This window comes from Streptomyces sp. NBC_01296 (genome assembly GCF_035984415.1).
GTDB lineage: Bacteria > Actinomycetota > Actinomycetes > Streptomycetales > Streptomycetaceae > Streptomyces.
Window position 1 is genome coordinate 3,409,946 of the sequence record NZ_CP130720.1, and the last position, 19,542, is coordinate 3,429,487.

Below are 19,542 nucleotides of genomic sequence, written 5' to 3' on the forward strand. Positions count from 1 at the left end.
GCTCTAACCTATCTTCGTGTTCACCTACACGGAAGAGGACACTCGCTGTGCTGAAGAAGTTCCTGCCCGCCACGCTCCTGACCCTGACCACGGCGCTCACCCTGGGCGCGGTCCCGGCCGCGCAGGCGGCCCAGGCCGCCCCGGCTGCCTCCCCGGCATCCGCCCCGGCATCCCCCCCGGCCTCCGACGGCCGGATCTCGACGGCCTTCACCCTCCCCGGCGAGAAGGTCTACCCCGAGGGCATAGCCACCGACCCCCGCAACCACAGCGTCTACGTCGGCTCGTACGCGGACGGCACCGTCTACCGGGCCCGCCCCGGACAGCGCACCGCCGAGGTGTTCCTGCCCGCCGGCACCGACGGCCGCCACACGGCGAACGGCCTGCGCGTCGACGCCCGCGGCCGCCTGTGGGTGACCGACTCCACCTCCGGGGTCTCCGTGTACGACACCGCGTCCCGCAGGCGCCTGGCCCACTTCGAGGTCGCCGGGACCGGCGGGCTCTTCGTCAACGACCTGGCCATCACCCCGGACGGCACCGCCTACCTCACGGACAGCGTCCGCTCGGTGGTCTACCGCGTCACCCCGGCCCAGCTGGCGGCCGGCTCCGGCGCGCTGCTCCCCGCGTACGACCTGAGCGGGCACCTCACCCCGTCCCCGGCGGGCAGCTTCGCCCTCAACGGCATCGTCTCGGACCCGGCGGGCCGCTTCCTGCTGGCCGTGGACATGACCGCGGGCGACCTCCACCGCATCGACCTGCGCACCGGCGCGATATCCCGCGTCGCCCTCCAGGGCGGCGACCTCACCCACGCCGACGGCCTCGACCTCGCCCCGGACGGCACGCTGCGGGTGGCCCACAACACCACGAACACCCTGACCCGGTGGCACCTGAGCCCCGACGGCACCCGGGCCCGGCTGACCCGGACGATCACCGACCCGTCCCTGCAGATCCCGACCACGCTGAGCCACACCCCGGGCCGCACGCTCGTGGTCCGCTCCCAGTTCGACAAGGGCGGCCCCATGGGCCCGGGCACGCCGACGTCCTTCACGATCGCCTCGGTCTCCTTCTGACGCACCCCTCGCGCGCTTCGGCCCTGGCGGGCCTCACCGGCTTCGCGGCGCTGCGCCGAGCCGCGCCTGCTCCTCCTCGACGATGCGCCGGGCCAGCGAGGTGTCCGAGACGTCGACCGCCTCGGGGGCCGACTCCGCCACCACGCTGCGCCGGGCGTACGCGTCGAACAGCCGCGCCTTGCGCTCCAGCACCTCCAGCATCCGCTGGTCCACCCCGTCCGTGGCCAGCAGCCGGTGCACCCGTACGGCGCGCACCTGGCCCATCCGGTGGGCGCGGGCCACCGCCTGCTGCTCCATGGTCGGCTTGACCTGCGGCTCGCAGAGGATCACCACGGACGCCGCCTGCAGGTTGATCCCGATGCCGCCCGCCTCGATCTGCGCGAGCAGCACGGCGTGCCCGGCCGCCGCGCCGAACCCGTCGACGAGCCGCTGGCGGCGCGCGGGCGGCACGCTCCCGGAGATCGGCCCGAAGAGCCGGCCTCCGTCGCTTCCGTCACCCCCGTCGCGTCCGCCGTCTCCCGACGGCCGGCGCCCGAGCGCCTCCTCGACCGCCCCGAGCACCTCGCGGAAGGAGGAGAACACCACGACCTTCAGCCCGTTGGCGGCGGCGTCCGCCACCAGCTCGCGCAGCCGTTGCAGCTTCGCCGACTTGTCCGGCTTCGCGTACGCGGCCCTGCGCATCGCCATGAAGTTGCCGGCCCGCACCGCCGCCCGGTAGGCGTCCCGGTCGGCGGCGCTCAGCTCCTCCCATTCGTCGGTCCACTGGAGCTCGGGCAGCTCGCCGAGTACGTCGCGCTGGTTGCGCCGCAGGTACGCGGGCGCCACCGCCTTGCGGAACGCCTTGGACCCGGCGACCGTGTCGACGTCCCCGATCCCGGAGACCGCCTCGGGCCGCAGGATCCGTACGAGACTGCGGAACTCGGAGACCCGGTTCTCCATCGGGGTGCCGGTGAGGAAGAGGACGTACGTGCAGCGGGCGGCCCAGGCGGCGACCGCCAGGGAGCGCTGCGCGCGCGGGTTCTTGACGTGGTGCGCCTCGTCCACGACGAGCATCCCCAGGTCCTCGGCGGCGAGTTCGGGGAATCCGGTCAGCGCCTGGAAGGTCGTCACGGCCACCCCGCCCTCCCCCCGCCAGTCCGCGAAGGCGTCGTGCCGGCCGGGGCCGTGCAGGGCGACCGCGCGCAGGGTGCTGCGCGCCTCGATCTCGCGGGTCCAGTTGATCAGGACGCCGGCCGGGCAGACCACGAGGAAGTGGCGCTGCCCCTGCGCGGCGAGGTGCGCGAGGGCGGCGAGCGCCTGGACCGTCTTGCCCAGCCCCATCTCGTCGCCGAGGATCACCCGCCGCTGGGCGAGGGCGAAGCGGGCGCCGAAGGACTGGTACCCGCGCAGCGAGACCCGGCGGTGCGTTGCGTCGAGGTCCTGGGCACGGATCCGCTCGGCCAGCGCCTCGGGCAGGAACCCCTGGGCGGCGGCCGGGTCGGGGCCGGTCCCGGCGCGCTCGGTGATCTCCGCGAGCAGCCCGTAGTACTCGGCGGAGCGCAGCTCGAAGTCGACCCAGGCGGCCGCCTCGTCGGCGGGGCCGCGCAGCAGGTCGACCGAGGCCTGCCCGAGCAGTACGGGCACCCCGCTCCCGGCGGCCTCCGCGGTCAGCCGGCCGATCTCCCCGACGGCGGCCAGGGCCCGCTCGCGCCGCTCCCGGCCCGCGAACCACCTCCGCAGCCGGCCTGCGGCGGGCCCGGCGTCGGCGAGCAGCGGCCCGAGCCCGGATTCCAGCTGCCGGGCCGCCCCGACGGCCCGGCGGGCTTCGGGCCCGGCCTCGACGAGGAGCTGCAGGGCGGTCACGAGTGCGGTGGTCCGGGGTTCGGGGCGGTCCACGTCGAGGTGTACGGCGACGGTCTCCCCGACGGCCTCGGCGAGCTGCCGGGCGGCGCCCAGCGCCTGGTCGGCGGTCTGCTGCCCGACCCCGGGGATCTGCCGCAGCCGGTGGCGTCCGGCATCCAGCACCTGCTGCACGGTGTCGAACCCGGCCGCCTCGATGGCGGCCACCCGCAGCCGCCCCTCGGTGACCTGGGCCAGCCGGTCGACGGGGATCCGCCGCAGCTCGAGGCGGGCCAGCTCCGCGTGGATCGGCGCCCAGGCCTCCCGTACGGCTTCGACGGCCCGCCGGTGGTCGGCCAGCAGCGCGCCGGCCGCCGCGTGCAGCCGCTCGCCCGCGCCGATCGCCTCGGCCGCCCTGTGCCGCATGCCCCTCCCCTCGACCGCTCCCGCCGGCTGCTCCCGGCTGCGCCGGGTAACGACTGCACGCAACCTACCGCCGTCGGCGGGACGCTCAGTAGCCGTTCACGGCGCCGCCCACGGTGATCTCCGTCTTCATGCCGAGGTCTTTGTGCCCGTCGACGGGGCAGTAGAGCTCGTACGTACCGTCCTTGAGGGTGATGTCGAACTTCCCGCTCTCCCCCGGCGCCAGGGTCTTGGAGCGCTGCTCCCCGCCCGGTCCCTCGACCTCCAACGCGTGGTCGTGGTGGCCGGTGTTCTTGACGGTGAACGAGTAGGCCCCTGCCTTGAACGTCTTCTGGGACAGGGCGATGTGGAAGTCGCTGAGGTCCGCCGTGACCTGCGTCGCGGAGGGCGCGGGCGGGGCGGGCGGCGCCGCCGGGCCGTTTCCGGCACCGTCGGCGCTGCCCCCGCAGGCGGCCAGCAGCCCCGCGAGTGCTCCGGCCGCCAGCCCCATTCCCACGCGAGTGGTTCGGGTGGTGCGTGTCCTTGTCATGGCAGGGATACGGCTGACCGCCGCCGGGAGATTGCGGACGGGGACGAAGGCCGGGAGAGGAGCACAATGAAGGGGTGTTTCCGCGCGAACCCGAACCAATCCATTCGGGGAGGCCGAACGTATCCACTGATGTGCAGAGAACGGGCCTCCCCCTCGGGCGTGCGCCGGACGAAGCACTTCTGTCGGGCCTGGCGACGGGTGATCCCGAGATCGCGGTCGCATTCGTCCGCCGCTTCCAGCGCACGGTGTTCGGCGTGGCCATCGCCGTCGTCGGAGACGCGCAGCTCGCCGAGGACATCGCCCAGCTGACGTTCGAGCGCGCATGGCGGCACGCCCAGGTCTACGATGCGCGCCGCGGTTCGGTACGGACCTGGCTGACGGCGATCGCGCACCATCTGGCGATCGACGCGGTCCGGGCCCGCCGGGCCAACCCGGTCGCCCCCGAGGACCTGGACGCCCTCCTCGACATCGTGACGCAGACCCCCGAGCAGCAGGCGCTCGCCGCCGAGACGTCGGCCGGGGTACGGACGGCCGTGGCGGCCCTGCCCCGGGATCAGGCGCGCGCCCTGGTGATGGCGGGCATCTACGGGATGACCGCGCAGCAGGTCGCCGACATGGAGCGGATCCCGCTGGGGACGGCCAAGACGCGGATCCGGACGGCCATGCACAAGCTGCGCAGGACCCTGGGGGCCGAGGAGAGCCGGCGATGAGCGAGATGACCTGCGAGCAGCTGAGGGAGCTCGACGCCGAGCTGGCGTTGGACATCCTTCCGGCCCGGGAGCGCGCCCGTGCGGTCGCCCACCTGGACCGGTGCCCCGGCTGCCGGGGGCACATCGAGCAGCTGGCCCAGGTCGGCGACGGACTGCTGGGCCTGCTGCCGGGCACGGAGCCCCCGGTCGGCTTCGAGAGCCGCGTCACGGCCGGCCTCCAGCCGGCCCCGCAGCAGGCTCCCCCGCAGCCGGTGCCGCAGCCCGCGCCGGCCCGGCGCCGGCTGCTGCGGCCCCGGGTCGCGGTCGCGGCGGCGGCCCTGGCGGTGGCGTGCGGGTTCGCCGGCTGGGCGGCGGGCACGGTGATCGAGCAGGCCTCGGGGCCCGCGTCCCCGACGGCCGGCGCGAACGGCCAGCTGCTGCAGGCGCCGCTGATGGCGGCGGGCGGGGAGGTGGGCCGGGTCTTCGCCCATCCGGGCCAGCAGGGCTGGGTGTACATGTCGGTGGACCTGGAGAAGGCGACGCCGGAGGTCAGCTGCGTACTCGTCAACAAGGACGGCACGACGACCCGCCTGGGCACGTTCTCGCTCCAGGGCGGCTACGGCTACTGGGTCGCGGCGGCCGACGTGAACCCCACGACCCTCGCGGGCGCCAACCTCCTCACCCCGGACGGCACGGTCCTGGCCAAGGCCAATTTCGCCTGACGGCCAACGGAGAGTAATCGTCCGACATGCGGGAGTCACCACTCGGTGCCAGGGTGGTGGACGTCCCCAGTGGACGTCCCCTCACCCTCTTCGAGGAGCGAAACCCGCATGGTCAAGAAGCAGCCGCCCCAGGACAAGGCCAACAAGCTCAAGGAGCAGGCCAAGCAGAAGATGCAGGAAGCCAAGAGCCAGGCGAAGAACCCGGACCGCACGTCCGAGGACATGGACATGGACATGGACATGCCCCAGGACCGCCCCCGCCCGTCAGGCTCCTCCGGGTCCCTGCACTAGCGGCACCACAAGGCGCGCCCACCTCCCCCGGGCGCGCCTTGCGCGTTCCGCCGCCCCGCTGCGCTCACGGGACCACGAAGGTCAGTTTCGCCGGTGGGGTGGGGGGGTGGGGGACGGAGATGTGGGTGGTGCCCTCGCGGACCGCGCGGAGTTCCCATTCGCGGTGGCCCGTGGCCGTCACGTTGCTGAGGGGGATCAGCAGGACCGACTCGCCCTGAGCGGTGGGTTCCGGGCCGGTCTCCGGGAGCCGGAGCCGGGCCGTCTGGCCGACCTCGAGCCGGCCCGTGAAGCCGCCGTCGGCCCCGGTGAGTACGCGGCCCTGCGCCGGCGTCGGTGCGCCGGCTCCCGTGGCGCCCGTACCGCCCGGGTCACGTGCCTCTTTCGCCGGCGGACGCGCCCGGCCGCCCCCGCACCCGGTGAAGAACCCGAGGGCGGCGAGGCACACCAGGCGCCGGTCAGCCACCGTCACGCACGTTGAACCGCAGCAGGACGTCGACCTGGGACAGCAGCTGGTTCCGCGTCGACGCCGGGTCGTTGTAGAGCGCCTCGGCGCGGGCCACCGCCGCCCCGAAGGTCGAGTCCGTCTTCCGGTCGCCATCGGTGTCGACCGGCGTGGCCAGGTCGTACGACCCGTTCGCGAAGTTGAGCCACGCCGCGAGCAGCTGCTGGGACACCAGCGGCCTCGGCTGCGGGGAGCCCGAGCTCAGGATCGCGTACGCCTGGGCCTCGGTCAGCGGCCCGTAGACCGCGCTCATGAACGAGGCCACGCCCAGCAGACAGGCCCGCTGCGCCGGCGTGAACAGGCTCGGCGCCCGCCCGTCGTACTCGCCCGTCCAGTACGCCTGGTTGCGCGCCCGCAGGGCATTGCCGGTGGTGATGACGGCCGCCGTGTCGGAGGCGGCGCCTGCGTCGTCGTCCCGGCCGGTGAAGGTCAGCGTGGACAGGCAGGCTGCCGGGTACGCGTGCGATTTCGTCGCCGTCACGTTGCGCGGCTGGATCGAGGGGCTCGGGTCCAGGTCGGCGGCCGGCGGGTTCACCGGCGAGACCAGGCTGTCCGAGGCCCCGTCCCCCCACAGCCAGGTCAGGGTCAGCTCGTCGCTGCCGGGGTCGGTCGACGTGCCCTTCACGGCGACCGGCGTACCGGCGTGGGCGATGAAGGCCTTCTGCCCGTTGTACGTCGTCTGCCCGTCGGCCGAGATCGCCGCGGCCGGGTCGGTGTTGGCGATCGTCGCGTCGGCCGACCGGCAGCTGCTCGTGTCGTCGTCACTGCCGCAGACCTCGATCCGGAAGGTCCCGTCGTCCCCGTACGTGTGCGCCGCGGAGAAGCTCAGCGTCGCGTCGGGACGTACGTTCTCCAGCGTGCCGGCCAGCGCCTGCGGGCCCGCTCCGTCGCCCCAGTCGACCGTGGCCGTCAGCGGGTCGAGCCGGCCCGGGTCGCCGATGCCGCCCGTCAGGGTGACCGGGGTGTTCTCCCCGGCCGGGGGGACCGTCTGCAGGGACACGGTCGGCGCGACGTTCTCGACGGTGACCGTCGTCGCGTCGGTGTCGGTGTTGCCCGCGCTGTCCGTCACCCGGAGTCCGACGGTGAGGACGCGGTCCTGGCCCACCTGGCCGAAGGTGGCGCTGACCCCGGTGGCGTCGTCGTACTGCCCGTCGTTGTCGAGGTCCCACGCGTACGTCGCCGGGTGCCCGGCCGAGGGCCCGGTCCCTTGGGCGGAGCTGGCGGCGCTGAGCGTGACGTCCGTACCCTCGCCCGTCCTGTACGGGCCGCCCGCGTTCGCGGTCGGCAGGCAGGCGGCCGGGACGGTCTCGTCGGCCGTCACGGTGTTCTGGTCCGCGCTCGACGCGGCGCCCGCGCCCATGCCGCGGCCGGCGAAGACCCGCCACAGCAGGCACTGGTTCGCGCCCGCGCTGTCGGTCATGTCGGCGGCGAGGATGCCGTCGCGGGCGTCGAGGTAGCTCGGCGCGGTGACGGTGTTCTTCATGCCGTCGATGACCAGCTGCTCGGTGAACGCGATGCCCTTCGCCTCGCGGATGTCGTACATCGTCGCGGCCCAGATCTCCCCGTTGCGGTGCACGCCGCGGGCCGGGCGGAACGTTCCCCACTTCTCGGTGGACGTGTCGTACGCCTGCGTGCGGATGCCGGTGGCGGTGTTGCCGGTGACGTACTCGCCGACCGTTGCGTCGCCCCACTTGAGGAAGGAGATCGTGTCGCTCCAGCCCTCCCCGAGGGCGCCGGTCTGGGCGCCGCCGCCGAGGTGGCCGCCGCCGACGAGGCGGTTGGACACGCCGTGCCCGTACTCGTGCGCGATGACGTCGCCGTCGAGCGAACCGTCACGCCACGGCCGGCCCGGCGGCTGCCACATGTACATCTGCATGCGCGGGCTGGCGCCGTCCCCGGGGGTGCCGAAGTTGGCGTTGTTCGTGCACCGGATCGCGTTCGGCGGCGTGCTGCTGTCCAGGCAGCCGAAGTCCCAGCCGTCCTGCGCCTCGGCCAGCACCGGGTCGTCGCCCGCGCCGCCGCGACCGAAGTTGTCGACCTGGAAGTTCCGCGACGCCTCGTCGAACCCCAGGTTGTAGAGGTAGTCGTGCATCACGTTGATGTAGTAGAAGAGCTGCGTGACGACGGGGTTCACGTCCGCGTCGAGGTTGGCCTGCGTCCCACTGGCGTTGGTGCGCCAGGTGTCGTTGAACGTGTGGCCGAAGTGCTGGAAGGCGGGGTCGCCGCCGGCCGGGGACTGCGGGCGCAGCGCGTCGTTCCCGGTGTCCGGCACCGTGTTGTCGCCGTCCTCGTCCCGGTACGCGTTGGCGTTGTTGCCCTGGGTCAGCCGGTCCGCCACCCAGGAGCCGTCGCGCCCGGTGAACGGCGTGACGGTACGGGCGGCGCCGGCGGCGTCCGGGTGCTGCGCCGTGAAGACGGTCCCTTCGGGGCCTGCGTGGTGGTACCGGCTCTCGCGGCTCAGCAGCCGTCCGTCGGCGGCATCCACCACCGTCTGGTACCAGGACGTACCGGAGACCTCGATGTCGGTGAGCCAGGCGGGGCGCAGCTCGCGGCCCGAGTCGGTGGGGAACCACACCAGCTCGGCGGTCACGTCGTTGGGCTTCGTGAGCCTCTTGGCGTAGACGTTCTTGAACTTCTGCTTGCCCTTGTCGCGGTTGTCCGTGCCCGTCAGCTCGTGCTGCGCCCTGGCGCCCTGGGCCTCGGCCGCATGGTCGAGGGCTTGCTTCGCCGTCAGCTCCACGCTGCCGGCCGGCTCGGCGGTCACGACGGCGCCGCCGAGGATGACGAGGCGGCCGCGCTTGTCGACGGTGGCGGTGAGGAGCCCGCCGTGTACGCGCATGCCGTCGATGCTCTGACCGATCGTCACTTGCTGCGCCCCGTTGTGCCGGGTGGGGTACGTGGAGACGACGACGAGCTGCGCGGCCTGTTCGTCGGTGAGCCCGAACTCCCCCCGATGGTCACGCACGTAGGCGAGTGCGACGTGCTCGGGAGCCCGCTTGGAGGGCGGGGTCAGATAACCACCGGAGTTGAAGATCATCCGGGCGTGCCCGGTCGCGGGGTCGCGCCGTACGGTCGGATCGGCGGGGTCGTCGACACCCGGCGGCGCGGCGGCGGCCAGACCGGGAGCCAGGGCCAGAAGCAGGCTCGTGGTCGTCACTGCGGTCCACAGCCTCGTGCGGAATCGCCATCTGGTCACGGCCTGAGCCTCCCAAGCGCCAACGCTCCCCCGGGGTCTGCTGTCGAGACCGCGCGCGCTCCGTGACCCTACTCACCAAGATCCACCCGTCAACGAGGCTCTCCGCCCGCCCCGACCCCCGCCCCCGTTTGCGGGCAAGCACCCACAAGCCCGGCATCGGGCGAGGACGACAAAGGAGCCGGCCCCCAGAGGAGCCGGCCCCTTTTGACCCGCGTGTCCGTCAGGTCAGCGCCGTGGTGTTCCAGCCGGTCAGACGTTGAAGAAAAATGGGCGAGACACTGCACCCACCTGCGGAAACGTGGTTCTGAGAGGCTCAGGTCAGCGGGGAATCAGCACGGGAGATCCTGCCGGCGCGGTCCATCCGTCGCCCAGCTCCTGGAGCAGGTCGAGCGCCACGTCCCACTCGTCATGCGCGAGGTGGTCCCAGACGTCGGACACGGTGATGTCGCGGTCCGTGGCGACATCCTCAGGCACCGGCAAACAGGCGGCTTCGAGTATCCCGACGATGTCCATGCCCGATGATGGATCAGCGGCACAACCACCCCTCGTGACGGCCGCGATCGCTAGGGTTGTCCCATGACCGCACTGCCCGACTGGATGCGCCCGCCGCGCGCGGAAGGCTGGTTCGCGGAGGACCTCGACCGCCTCCCCGAGGCGCCCCGCCACACCGAGTTGATCGATGGAGCCCTCGTCTTCGTGAAGTCGCCCCAGAGGTGGTGGCACGGCCACCTCGTCACCATGCTCACGGTCGCACTCATGGAGCAGGTGCCCGCCGACACCAGAGTCGGCCGCGAGATGACCATCAAGCTCGACCCACGCAACCGTCCCGAACCGGACCTGCTGGTGACGACGGCCGATTTCGACGGTGACCGTACCTGGTTCGCACCGGAGGACGTCCAGCTCGTCATCGAGGTCGTCTCCCCCGAGTCCGCCCCTCGCGATCGCACCGTAAAGCTCCGCAAGTACGCGGAAGCCGGCATCCCGCACTACTGGTGCATCGAGGACGAGGACGGGGCACCTGTCGTCCACGTCTACGAGCTCGATGAACCCACCGGCGCCTACGCACCCGCCGGCATCTTCCGGGGCACCCTCCAGCGCCCCGTGCCCTTCGAGATCAGCCTGGACCTCGACAAGCTGACGCCGCCCCGAAGCAGCTGAAAAGTCAGCACCAAGTCAGCACGGGAATACAGAAGGGGTCGGACTCGTCAGAGTCCGACCCCTTCTGACTGCACGTTTGACGCAACTTCTCACATGTGGTGACGCAGCGACTAGACGTTGAAGCGGAATGCCTGAGGGCTGATCCTGACCTGCGGCGGAGCCGCACGCAACGCCCTGACCAGGCATTTCCCCGTTGACATGCGTTGGGTCCCGACGGGCGCTTACGGGTGTCCTGCGGACTGTCTGCGGACTGGCCTACGGGGTCTCGACGGAGGCGAGGTGCCCGCGCAGCTCCGCAGCGATGCCTTCATCGCCACCCTGCCTCCGGTTCCGCGATCGCGAGTCAGCACCAAGTCAGCACGGCGCAGCCCTATCCAGCACATCCAGCACGCTCGACCGCGGCGAGGCATGCCCGTCCGTCCCCCACGGCGAACACGTTGTGTACACATGGCACACTCGGTACCCTTGAGGCATGACTCAGCAGCCGCTGCCCATAGAGTCCATCCGCGACGTACGCGCCCACTTGGCCGAAGTCGTCGAACGGGCCGACCGCGACGACATGCCCACTGTCATCACCCGTCGCGGCAAGCAGGTCGCCGCCGTGGTCTCGATCGAGGTGCTGCGCAAGTACCAGGAGTGGGAAGAGCGCGAGATCAACCGCATCATCGACGAGCGGATGGCGAGCCCGGCCGCCGGCGTCCCGATCGAGGACGTGATGAGGGAGACACTGGCACGCAGTGAGTGACTACCGCACGACGTTCCGACCCGAGGCCCAGGCCGAGCTTCGCAAGATCCCGCGCGACATGGCGCTTCGCATCCTGGCCAAACTGACAGAGCTGGAGAGCGACCCCTTCGGCTTCAACACCACCGCACTCGTATCCCAGCCTGAGCGCCGCCGCCTACGAGTCGGCGACTATCGCGTCGTCTACACCATCGACAATGGGGAACTAGTGGTGTGGGTCGTACACGTCGGACACCGCTCCACGGTCTACGACACGTAACCGCTCCAGGTTCTGCGGACTGCTGCGGACAGCACAACGGCCTGACCTGCCTTCTCGCAGGTCAGGCCGTTATTCACGTCCAATCAGACGTTGAAGCGGAACTCGACCACGTCGCCGTCCTGCATGACGTAGTCCTTGCCCTCCATGCGGGCCTTGCCCTTGGCGCGGGCTTCGGCCACCGAGCCGCAGGCGACCAGGTCCGCGAAGGAGATGACCTCGGCCTTGATGAAGCCGCGCTGGAAGTCGGTGTGGATCACGCCGGCCGCCTCGGGGGCCGTGGCGCCCTGCTTGATGGTCCAGGCGCGGGTTTCCTTCGGGCCGGCCGTCAGGTACGTCTGGAGGCCCAGGGTGGCGAAGCCGACGCGGCCGAGGGTGGCCAGGCCGGGCTCCTCCTGGCCGACCGACTGGAGGAGCTCGAGGGCCTCCTCGTCGTCCAGCTCGGAGAGGTCCTGCTCCAGCTTGGCGTTCAGGAAGATCGCCTCCGCCGGGGCGACCAGCGCGCTCTGCTCCGCCTTGAAGGCGTCGTCCACCAGCTCGTCCTCGTCCACGTTGAAGACGTAGAGGAACGGCTTCGTGGTCAGCAGGTGCAGCTCGTGGAGGAGGTCGCCCTGCTCCGTGCCCTTGGTGATGCCCTTGGAGAACAGGGTGTCGCCGGCCTCGAGGATCTTCTTGGCCTCGACGACGGCCGCGAGGACCGCGACCTTCTCCTTCTGGAGGCGGGACTCCTTCGTCAGGCGGGGCTCGGCCTTCTCGATGGACTGGAGGTCGGCGAGGATCAGCTCGGTGTTGATCGTCTCGATGTCGTCCTTCGGCGAGACCTTGCCGTCGACGTGCACGACGTTCTCGTCCTTGAAGGCACGGATGACCTGGCAGATCGCGTCCGACTCACGGATGTTCGCGAGGAACTTGTTGCCCAGGCCCTCGCCCTCCGAGGCGCCGCGGACGATGCCCGCGATGTCGACGAAGTCGACCGTCGCCGGGAGGATGCGCTGCGAGCCGAAGATCCCGGCGAGGACGGCCAGGCGCGGGTCCGGGACGCCGACGACGCCGACGTTCGGCTCGATGGTGGCGAACGGGTAGTTGGCCGCCAGCACGTCGTTCTTGGTCAGGGCGTTGAACAGGGTCGACTTGCCGACATTCGGCAGGCCGACGATTCCGATCGTGAGCGACACGTTGGCGACTTCCCGTAGCTGGAGGGGGCGGCGGCCCGGGAGTGGGCCACCGGACAGTTTACTTTCCGATGAGTGGCAGTCGTTGTACGCGTGTCCCCACCCCGATACCGCGCTCGGCCCGCCTAGCTTGGTGGGGTGGAGCGATACAGGACGCGTTCGGCGGATCACCCGCAGCGACAGCAGCCGGAGCGGCAGCAGCAGCCGCCGCGGCGCCAGGCCGCCCCGCCCATCGGCGGGGTGCCCGCCCAGGGCGGCCGCCCGCAGCCCGCGCCCGCCCGGCGGCTGCCGCGGGCCCGGCTGACCGGGCTCGGCGGCGGGCTGTTCGCGTGCGTCGCGATGACCCTGGTCGCCGGGATCGCCTGGCTGCTCTTCGGCGGCTCGCTGCTCGCGTACGGACTGCTCTTCCTGCCCGTCGCGGCCGCCACCGCCCTCTGGGTGCGCCCCGCCGACCTGATCACCGCGCCGATCTCCGCGCCGATCGCCTTCGCCGTCGGGGTCTGGCCCATCTCCGGCGGCTCGGGCGGCTTCGGCGCAGAGCTCATGGGGATCGTGTCCGCCCTGTCGCTGCACGCCGGCTGGCTGTACGGGGGGACCCTGATCTCCGCGCTGATCGTCGTCGTACGGAAGGCCGTACTGATCTCCCGGCGCAGGCTCCCCCGCCGGACCGCCTAGCGCAGCCGCCTAAGCGCTCGATGCCCGCGCCGCCATCGCCGCCCCCACGATGCCCGCGTTGTTCTGGAGCCTGGCCGGGACGATCTCGGCCCGGACGTCCTCGATCAGCGGAAGGAACTTCTCCGGCTTGCGGCTGACGCCGCCGCCGATGATGAACAGGTCCGGGGAGAAGAGCATCTCCACGTGCTCCAGGTACCTCTGCACCCGGTGCGCCCAGCGCTCCCAGGTGAGCTCCCCGTCCTCCTTGGCCTTGACCGACGCCCGCTTCTCCGCGTCGTGGCCCTTCAGCTCCAGGTGGCCGAGCTCCGAGTTCGGGACCAGCCGGCCGTCCGTGAACAGCGCGCTGCCGATGCCCGTGCCCAGCGTCAGCATGATCACCGTGCCGTCGCGGCCCCGGCCCGCGCCGTACGTCATCTCCGCGATCCCGGCCGCGTCCGCGTCGTTGAGGACCGTGACGGGCTGGCCGCCGAGCCGGTCCGACAGCAGGGTCGCCGTGTCGACGCCGATCCACGCGCTGTCCATGTTGGCCGCCGTACGGGTGACGCCCCCCGTGACGACGCCCGGGAACGTCACTCCCACCGGCCCGTCCCAGTCGAAGTGGCGCACCACCTCGACGACGCAGCCGGCCACCCCGTCGGGGGTGGCCGGCTGCGGTGTCAGTACCTTGTGGCGCTCCTGCGCCAGCTCGCCACGGTCCAGGTCCGCGGGAGCGCCCTTGATCCCGGAACCACCGATGTCCACGCCGAAGATCTGCATGGAAACACCGTAGGGAACTTCGCGGGCCGGAGCCTACTTGTCGGCGACCAGTGCGGCCGCTTCCGCGCGCAGGTCGCGGCGCAGCTCCTTCGGCAGCGAGAAGACGATCGACTCCTCGGCGGTCTTGACGATCTCCACGTCCGCGTAGCCGCGCGCCGCCAGCCACTCCAGGACCTCTTCGACCAGGACCTCCGGCACCGAGGCGCCCGAGGTCAGGCCGACCGTGGTGACGCCCTCCAGCCAGGCCTCGTCGATCTCGCTCGCGAAGTCGACGAGGTACGCGGCGCGAGCGCCCGCATCGAGCGCGACCTCGACCAGCCGGATCGAGTTCGAGGAGTTCTTGGAGCCGACGACGATGACCAGGTCGGAGTCGGCGCCCATCACCTTGACCGCGGCCTGGCGGTTCGAGGTGGCGTAGCAGATGTCGTCGCTCGGCGGCGAGACCAGCAGCGGGAACTTGGTCTTCAGCGCGTCGACCGTCTCCATGGTCTCGTCGACCGAGAGGGTGGTCTGCGAGAGCCAGACGACCTTCGACTCGTCGCGCACGACGACCTTGTCCACGTCGTCCGGGCCGTCCACGATCGTGATGTGGTCCGGGGCCTCGCCGGAGGTGCCGATGACCTCCTCGTGGCCCTCGTGGCCGATGAGGAGGATGTCGAAGTCCTCGTTCGCGTACCGGATCGCTTCCTTGTGCACCTTGGTGACCAGCGGGCAGGTCGCGTCGATCGTCGCGAGCTTGCCGGCCGCCGCCTCGTCGTGCACCACCGGCGCCACGCCGTGCGCGGAGAACATCACGATGGAGCCCTCGGGCACCTCCTCCGTCCGCTCGACGAAGATGGCGCCCTTCTTCTCCAGCGTCTGGACGACGTACTTGTTGTGCACGATCTCGTGCCGGACGTAGACCGGCGCACCGTACTGCTCGAGAGCCTTCTCGACGGCGATCACGGCTCGGTCCACGCCCGCGCAGTAGCCGCGCGGGGCGGCGAGCAGGACGCGTCGGGAAGCGGGAGCAGGTGCGGCAGCAGTCATGCGGTCCATCGTACGGGGGTCTCCAGGAGGCCGGGCGTCGCCCATTCGGCACAGACTGGGTCGAACGTGCGAACCGACCGCCCTTCGGAGGAATGATGGCGTCCGTTACGGAGCCCGGTACGGCCCCGAAGCCGGCCCTCCGGCGGAGCCTCGGATTCCGGGACCTGGTCGTGTACGGGCTCCTCTTCATCGCCCCCATGGCCCCGGTCGGGGTCTTCGGCGCCCTGGACGCGAAATCGCACGGCGCCGTCGCCCTCGTCTACGTGTTCGCGACGGTCGCGATGGCCTTCACGGCGTTCTCGTACGCGCAGATGGTCCGGGTGGCCCCGCAGGCCGGCTCGGTGTTCACGTACGCGCGCGAGGGACTCGGCGAGGGGCCGGGGCTGATCGCCGGCTGGATGGCGATGCTCGACTACCTGCTGATCCCGGCGGTCGCCTATCTCTTCTCCGGGATCGCGATGAACGCGCTGGTCCCGGAAGTCTCCCGGTGGGCGTGGACGGCACTGGCCGTGCTGGTGACCACCGCGCTGAACCTGTGGGGCGTACGGGCGGCCGCGCGCGTGGGCTTCGCCGTGCTGGCCATGGAGCTCGCGGTGCTGCTGGTGTTCGTGGTGGCCGCGGTGACGGTACTGGTCCGGGACGGGGCGCAGCGCGGCTGGCTCTCGCCGCTGACCGGGGACGGCACGCCAGGCTTCTCCCTGACGGCCGTCCTGGGCGCGGTGTCGGTGGCGGTCCTCTCCTACCTCGGCTTCGACGCGATCGTCTCCTTCGCGGAGGAAGTGACGGGAGGATCGGCGCGGGTGGCGCACGCGGTGCTGTTCTGCCTGGCGCTGGCCGGGGGGCTGTTCATCGCGCAGAGCTACCTGGCGGCGCTGCTGATGCCGGTGTCCCCGGCGGAGCTGGCGGCCGATCCGGCGCAGCAGGGGCCGGCCTTCTACAACGCGGTGGACTCCTCGGTCGGCCCCTGGCTGCACGACCTGGTCGCGGTCAGCAAGGCGATCGGGGCGGCCTTCGCGGCACTGGCCGGGCAGGCGGCGGCGGGCCGGCTGGTGTTCGCGATGGCCCGGGAGCGGCGGCTGCCGGGGGCGCTCGCGCGGACCTCGGACGGGACTCCGCGGCCGGCCCTGCTGGTGGCGGCGACGATCACGCTGGTCGCGGCGGTGTGGGCGGCCCGCCGCGACGACGGGCTCGACCAGCTGGTCTCGGTGGTGGACGTCGGCGCGCTGGTGGCGTTCACGCTGCTGCACGCCTCGGTGGTCGGCTGGTTCGTGGTGCGGCGCGGGGCCGGGACCCCGAACTGGTGGAAGCACCTGGTGATCCCGGTGCTCGGCGCGGCGGTGACCGTGGCGGTGATCGTCGAGGCGGCCTGGACGGCGCAGGTGGTGGGGGCGGTGTGGCTGGTGGTGGGCCTGGGGGTGCTCTTCGCCCAGCGCGGCCGGCGGCCCGCGCCGCCGGACGGCGCTACCGGACGCTGAGGCACGGCACCGTCACCGGACTCGGGACACGACACCGTCACCGGACCCGGGACACGACACCCTCACCGGTCCCTGAGACGCTGTCAGCCCGGGCGGCTAGCCTTCGTGCATGGGTCTGAATACGTCGGCTGACGCGCCGCTGCCGGTCGGCCAGGTGTCCCGGCTCATCGGGGGCTGGATCGACAAGCTCGGCCAGGTGTGGGTGGAAGGGCAGATCACGCAGCTCTCGCGGCGGCCGGGGGCGGGGGTGGTCTTCCTGACGCTGCGCGACCCCTCACACGACATCTCGCTCAGCGTGACCTGCTACCGCCAGGTCTTCGACGAGGTCGCGGACGCGGTGACGGAGGGCGCGCGGGTCGTCGTCCTGGCCAAGCCGGAGTGGTACGCCCCGCGCGGGCAGCTGTCCCTGCGGGCCACCGAGATACGGCCCGTCGGCATCGGCGAGCTCCTCGCCCGGCTGGAGAAGCTCAAGCGCTCGCTCGCCTCCGAGGGCCTGTTCGCGCTGGACCGCAAGAAGCCGCTGCCGTTCCTGCCGCAGCTGATCGGGCTGGTGGTCGGGCGGGCCTCGGCGGCCGAGCGCGACGTACTGGAGAACGCCCGGCGGCGCTGGCCGGCGGTCCGCTTCGAGGTGCGCAACGTCGCCGTGCAGGGGGTGAACGCGGTGCCCCAGGTGATCCGGGCGGTCAAGCAGCTCGACGCCCTGGACGAGGTCGACGTGATCATCGTGGCCCGCGGCGGCGGCAGCGTGGAGGACCTGCTGCCGTTCTCCGACGAGGAGGTCGTACGGACGGTCGCGGCGGCCCGTACCCCGGTGGTCTCGGCGATCGGGCACGAGCCGGACTCCCCTCTCCTGGACCTGGTCGCGGACCTGCGGGCCTCCACGCCCACGGACGCGGCGAAGAAGGTGGTCCCGGACGTCGGCGAGGAGCTGGAGCGGGTACGCCAGCTGCAGGGCCGGGGGCTCCGGGCGGTGCGCGGGCTGCTCGACCGGGAGGAGCGGGGGCTCGCGCACGCGCTCGCCCGGCCGGTCTTCGTCCATCCGCAGCGGATGGTGGAGACCCGCGAGGCCGAGCTGGAGGCCCTGCTGGGGCGCACCCGGCGCACCCTCGGGCACCTGCTGGACCGGGCGGATTCGGAGCTCGCGCACACCCTGGCCCGGGTGGTGGCGCTGTCCCCGGCGGCGACGCTGGAGCGGGGGTACGCCGTACTGCAGCGCGCGGACGGGCACGTGGTGCGCTCGCCGCAGGACGTCTCGGCGGACGAGGTGCTGCGCGCGCGGGTGGCGGAGGGCGAGTTCTCCGTACGGGTCGCACAGGTCGCACCGGAGGCCGGGCAGGGCGGCGAGTGAGCCGCGCGCACCGCACCGGATATTCGATGTACTGCACACATAAGGTGGGACGGGAATGACTGAAACCGATACCTCGTTGGGGTACGAGCAGGCCCGGGACGAGCTCATCGAGGTCGTCCGCAAGCTGGAGGCCGGCGGCACCTCGCTCGAGGACTCCCTCGCACTCTGGGAGCGCGGCGAAGAGCTCGCGAAGGTCTGCCGGCACTGGCTGGAAGGGGCCCGCGCCCGGCTCGACTCGGCACTGGCAGCCCGCGAAGCGGGGGCCGACGGGGGTGGCGGGAGTGGCGGGAGTGGCGAGCGGGACGCCTGAGGCCGGGCCGGACGCCGGGCCACACGTGATCCGAGTCACCTCGACGCCGATTTAGTTGAAAGTTCTACAACTTTTGGCTTAATGTCGGGACATCGCTTCACCTCCGTATGGAAGAAGGCTTTCCGATGTCTCTCGTTCTTGACTCCGCCGCTCAGGACCTGCTGTTCCGCGAGGCCCGCACCGCCAACTCGTTCTCCGACGAGCCGGTGACCGAGGAGCAGGTCCAGGCGATCTACGACCTGGTCAAGTACGGCCCCACCGCCTTCAACTCGACGCCGCTGCGCATCACGCTGGTCCGCTCTCCCGAGGCCCGCGAGCGCCTGGTGAACCTGATGATGGAGGGCAACCAGGCGAAGACCGCCGCCGCGCCGCTCGTCGCGATCCTCTCCGCGGACAACGAGTTCCACGAGGAGCTGCCGCAGCTGCTCCCGCACTTCCCGCAGGCCAAGGACGCCTTCTTCAGCGAGCGCCCGGTCCGCGAGCAGTCCGCCGTGATGAACGCCGCCATGCAGGCCGCGTACTTCATCGTCGGCGTCCGCGCCGCCGGTCTGGCCGCGGGCCCGATGGGCGGCCTGGACTTCGCCGGCGTCCAGAAGGAGTTCCTGGACGGCGACCACACCCCGCTGATGGTCGTCAACATCGGCAAGCCGGGCGAGGACGCGTGGCACGCCCGCGGCCCGCGCCTGAGCTTCGACCAGGTCATCACCACCGTCTGAGTCCTGACCCGGACACGCAGAAGGCCGCTCCCCCGGGAATTCCGGGAGGAGCGGCCTTTCCGCATGTCGGCGCCCGTACGGCGGACCGCCGGGCGCTGCCGCCGTACGGCGGACTACTGGGTGGCGCCCTGCTTGAACTCCAGCGCCGCCGCCATCGCGCCGAGGCCCTCGAAGGAGGCCGTGCCGGCCACCACCGTGACGTGGCCCTGCTCCTGGCGGACGAGCGCGTCGTACTTCTCGCCCTCCCAGCGCTCCCAGGCCAGGTCGCCGACCTGCTGCGTCTGGCCGGTGGCCTTCGCCTGCTGGGTGAGGGCGGCCACGCGCTTGGCCGAGGCGTCGCTGGACTGCTCGATCGCGACGTACTGCCCCTGCGGGTCCAGGAAGCCCAGGTGCCAGGCGTTCGAGGCCTTGCGGTCGAACGTCACCGAGGTCGCGCGCCACTGCGCCGGGAGCCCCGCGGGCGCCGCCACCGGGTACGGCGCCGCGCGCCGGGCGGTGATCGTCTCCACCCGGTAGTCGACCACGCGCGTCGGATCGGCCTTTTCGTCATGTGGGACGAAGATGTAGATCCCCGCGACGACGACACCGATCACCGCCAGCGACCGGACCATGTCCCAGACCGTCTGCTTGCCCTTCATACCTGCCACGCCACCATCGTCCCCCATGGC

The 19,542-nt window shown here is 71.9% G+C and carries 21 protein-coding genes; 12 read left to right on the forward strand and 9 right to left on the reverse strand.

Going from position 1 to position 19,542, the window contains the following annotated elements:
• Positions 1-47 precede the first annotated feature (47 nt).
• Positions 48-1,067 (forward strand): SMP-30/gluconolactonase/LRE family protein, encoded by a 1,020-nt coding sequence (locus OG299_RS15125; RefSeq protein ID WP_266625880.1) that lies wholly within the window; start codon positions 48-50, stop codon positions 1,065-1,067.
• Between the two features lie 33 nt (positions 1,068-1,100).
• Here the strand turns inward: OG299_RS15125 and OG299_RS15130 are convergent, their stop codons facing one another.
• A complete protein-coding gene (locus OG299_RS15130; protein ID WP_266625882.1) occupies positions 1,101-3,311 on the reverse strand; it encodes a DEAD/DEAH box helicase in 2,211 nt (736 codons plus the stop codon).
• Between the two features lie 85 nt (positions 3,312-3,396).
• A complete protein-coding gene (locus OG299_RS15135; RefSeq protein WP_327361742.1) occupies positions 3,397-3,837 on the reverse strand; it encodes a cupredoxin domain-containing protein in 441 nt (146 codons plus the stop codon).
• Between the two features lie 131 nt (positions 3,838-3,968).
• On the opposite strand from OG299_RS15135, the gene OG299_RS15140 reads away from it, so the two are divergent.
• The 3 genes from OG299_RS15140 to OG299_RS15150 all read left to right on the forward strand — a co-directional run bounded on the left by OG299_RS15140 (position 3,969) and on the right by OG299_RS15150 (position 5,539).
• The gene (locus OG299_RS15140) at positions 3,969-4,547 is read left to right on the forward strand and encodes an RNA polymerase sigma factor (protein ID WP_327361743.1); all 579 of its coding nucleotides are present in this window, start codon (positions 3,969-3,971) and stop codon (positions 4,545-4,547) included.
• Positions 4,544-5,248 (forward strand): anti-sigma factor family protein, encoded by a 705-nt coding sequence (locus tag OG299_RS15145; RefSeq protein WP_266625887.1) that lies wholly within the window; start codon positions 4,544-4,546, stop codon positions 5,246-5,248. The genes OG299_RS15140 and OG299_RS15145 overlap by 4 nt, the downstream gene beginning before the upstream one ends.
• Before the next feature lie 108 nt (positions 5,249-5,356).
• On the forward strand, positions 5,357-5,539 hold the full coding sequence (locus OG299_RS15150) for a hypothetical protein (protein ID WP_266625889.1): 183 nt from the start codon (positions 5,357-5,359) through the stop codon (positions 5,537-5,539).
• Between the two features lie 64 nt (positions 5,540-5,603).
• Here OG299_RS15150 and OG299_RS15155 read toward each other — a convergent pair whose 3' ends face one another.
• The 3 genes from OG299_RS15155 to OG299_RS15165 all read right to left on the reverse strand — a co-directional run bounded on the left by OG299_RS15155 (position 5,604) and on the right by OG299_RS15165 (position 9,750).
• Positions 5,604-6,002 carry a hypothetical protein gene (locus OG299_RS15155; RefSeq protein WP_327361744.1) on the reverse strand — a complete coding sequence of 133 codons (399 nt, stop codon included), beginning with the start codon at positions 6,000-6,002 and terminating at the stop codon, positions 5,604-5,606.
• A complete protein-coding gene (locus tag OG299_RS15160; protein ID WP_327361745.1) occupies positions 5,995-9,237 on the reverse strand; it encodes a M36 family metallopeptidase in 3,243 nt (1,080 codons plus the stop codon). The genes OG299_RS15155 and OG299_RS15160 overlap by 8 nt, the downstream gene beginning before the upstream one ends.
• 318 nt (positions 9,238-9,555) lie before the next feature.
• Positions 9,556-9,750 carry a hypothetical protein gene (locus OG299_RS15165; protein ID WP_327361746.1) on the reverse strand — a complete coding sequence of 65 codons (195 nt, stop codon included), beginning with the start codon at positions 9,748-9,750 and terminating at the stop codon, positions 9,556-9,558.
• 63 nt (positions 9,751-9,813) lie between these two features.
• On the opposite strand from OG299_RS15165, the gene OG299_RS15170 reads away from it, so the two are divergent.
• The 3 genes from OG299_RS15170 to OG299_RS15180 all read left to right on the forward strand — a co-directional run bounded on the left by OG299_RS15170 (position 9,814) and on the right by OG299_RS15180 (position 11,396).
• The gene (locus OG299_RS15170) at positions 9,814-10,395 is read left to right on the forward strand and encodes a Uma2 family endonuclease (protein ID WP_327361747.1); all 582 of its coding nucleotides are present in this window, start codon (positions 9,814-9,816) and stop codon (positions 10,393-10,395) included.
• Positions 10,396-10,867: 472 nt separating this feature from the next.
• Positions 10,868-11,140, forward strand: coding sequence for a type II toxin-antitoxin system Phd/YefM family antitoxin (locus tag OG299_RS15175; protein WP_327361748.1), 273 nt, complete (start codon positions 10,868-10,870; stop codon positions 11,138-11,140).
• The gene (locus OG299_RS15180) at positions 11,133-11,396 is read left to right on the forward strand and encodes a type II toxin-antitoxin system RelE family toxin (protein ID WP_311121304.1); all 264 of its coding nucleotides are present in this window, start codon (positions 11,133-11,135) and stop codon (positions 11,394-11,396) included. The genes OG299_RS15175 and OG299_RS15180 overlap by 8 nt, the downstream gene beginning before the upstream one ends.
• Before the next feature lie 83 nt (positions 11,397-11,479).
• Here OG299_RS15180 and ychF read toward each other — a convergent pair whose 3' ends face one another.
• Positions 11,480-12,568: a redox-regulated ATPase YchF gene (gene ychF / locus OG299_RS15185; protein WP_266625934.1), complete on the reverse strand. Its 1,089-nt coding sequence runs from the start codon at positions 12,566-12,568 to the stop codon at positions 11,480-11,482.
• Between the two features lie 135 nt (positions 12,569-12,703).
• Between ychF and OG299_RS15190 the strand changes: the two genes are divergently transcribed.
• Positions 12,704-13,240, forward strand: coding sequence for a DUF6542 domain-containing protein (locus tag OG299_RS15190; RefSeq protein WP_442817508.1), 537 nt, complete (start codon positions 12,704-12,706; stop codon positions 13,238-13,240).
• 9 nt (positions 13,241-13,249) lie between these two features.
• Here OG299_RS15190 and ppgK read toward each other — a convergent pair whose 3' ends face one another.
• A complete protein-coding gene (gene ppgK, locus OG299_RS15195; protein WP_266625938.1) occupies positions 13,250-13,996 on the reverse strand; it encodes a polyphosphate--glucose phosphotransferase in 747 nt (248 codons plus the stop codon).
• Positions 13,997-14,029: 33 nt separating this feature from the next.
• Positions 14,030-15,034, reverse strand: coding sequence for a 4-hydroxy-3-methylbut-2-enyl diphosphate reductase (locus OG299_RS15200; protein WP_266625939.1), 1,005 nt, complete (start codon positions 15,032-15,034; stop codon positions 14,030-14,032).
• Positions 15,035-15,120: 86 nt separating this feature from the next.
• On the opposite strand from OG299_RS15200, the gene OG299_RS15205 reads away from it, so the two are divergent.
• The 4 genes from OG299_RS15205 to OG299_RS15220 all read left to right on the forward strand — a co-directional run bounded on the left by OG299_RS15205 (position 15,121) and on the right by OG299_RS15220 (position 18,874).
• Positions 15,121-16,500 carry an APC family permease gene (locus tag OG299_RS15205; protein WP_327361749.1) on the forward strand — a complete coding sequence of 460 codons (1,380 nt, stop codon included), beginning with the start codon at positions 15,121-15,123 and terminating at the stop codon, positions 16,498-16,500.
• Between the two features lie 109 nt (positions 16,501-16,609).
• On the forward strand, positions 16,610-17,848 hold the full coding sequence (xseA, locus tag OG299_RS15210; protein ID WP_327361750.1) for an exodeoxyribonuclease VII large subunit: 1,239 nt from the start codon (positions 16,610-16,612) through the stop codon (positions 17,846-17,848).
• Positions 17,849-17,903: 55 nt separating this feature from the next.
• Positions 17,904-18,158 (forward strand): exodeoxyribonuclease VII small subunit, encoded by a 255-nt coding sequence (locus tag OG299_RS15215; protein ID WP_327361751.1) that lies wholly within the window; start codon positions 17,904-17,906, stop codon positions 18,156-18,158.
• Positions 18,159-18,283: 125 nt separating this feature from the next.
• On the forward strand, positions 18,284-18,874 hold the full coding sequence (locus OG299_RS15220; RefSeq protein WP_266625946.1) for a malonic semialdehyde reductase: 591 nt from the start codon (positions 18,284-18,286) through the stop codon (positions 18,872-18,874).
• Positions 18,875-18,987: 113 nt separating this feature from the next.
• On the opposite strand, the gene OG299_RS15225 is transcribed toward OG299_RS15220, so the two are convergent.
• The gene (locus OG299_RS15225; RefSeq protein WP_327364525.1) at positions 18,988-19,512 is read right to left on the reverse strand and encodes a DUF4245 domain-containing protein; all 525 of its coding nucleotides are present in this window, start codon (positions 19,510-19,512) and stop codon (positions 18,988-18,990) included.
• Positions 19,513-19,542 lie beyond the last annotated feature (30 nt).